The 1,068-nt window shown below is 56.5% G+C and carries 1 rRNA gene; it reads right to left on the reverse strand.

Going from position 1 to position 1,068, the window contains the following annotated elements:
• Positions 1-1,068, reverse strand: a 23S ribosomal RNA gene (locus ACZ4IF_RS44605); the annotation flags it as partial.

Here is a 1,068-nt window from a genome sequence, read left to right on the forward strand (position 1 = left end):
CTTCTCCCGAAGTTACGGGGGCATTTTGCCGAGTTCCTTAACCATAGTTCACCCGAACGCCTCGGTATTCTCTACCTGACCACCTGAGTCGGTTTGGGGTACGGGCCGCCATGAAACTCGCTAGAGGCTTTTCTCGACAGCATAGGATCATCCACTTCACCACAATCGGCTCGGCATCAGGTCTCAGACTATATGTGAGGCGGATTTGCCTACCTCACGTCCTACACCCTTACCCCGGGACAACCACCGCCCGGGCTGGACTACCTTCCTGCGTCACCCCATCGCTCACCTACTACCCCGTTGGGTCACCGGCTCCACCACTTCCCTTTGCCCGAAGGCTCCAGGACGGCTTCACGGGCTTAGCATCAAGAGGTTCAGCGTTGGCGCTTCAAAGCGGGTACGGGAATATCAACCCGTTGTCCATCGACTACGCCTGTCGGCCTCGCCTTAGGTCCCGACTTACCCTGGGCAGATCAGCTTGACCCAGGAACCCTTGGTCAATCGGCGCAAGAGTTTCCCACTCTTGTATCGCTACTCATGCCTGCATTCTCACTCGTATACCGTCCACGACTCGATTCCTCGGCCGCTTCACCCGGCACACGACGCTCCCCTACCCATCACAGCAGGCGTTGGCCCTATATGCTGCAATGACACGACTTCGGTGATGTGCTTGAGCCCCGCTACATTGTCGGCGCGGAATCACTTGACCAGTGAGCTATTACGCACTCTTTCAAGGGTGGCTGCTTCTAAGCCAACCTCCTGGTTGTCTCTGCGACTCCACATCCTTTCCCACTTAGCACACGCTTAGGGACCTTAGTCGGTGTTCTGGGCTGTTTCCCTCTCGACCATGGAGCTTATCCCCCACAGTCTCACTGCCACGCTCTCACTTACCGGCATTCGGAGTTTGGCTAAGGTCAGTAACCCGGTAAGGCCCATCGCCTATCCAGTGCTCTACCTCCGGCAAGAAACACGTGACGCTGCACCTAAATGCATTTCGGGGAGAACCAGCTATCACGGAGTTTGATTGGCCTTTCACCCCTAACCACAGGTCATCCCCCAGGTTTTCAA

The sequence above is a fragment of the Streptomyces sp. NPDC025784 genome, assembly GCF_055558435.1.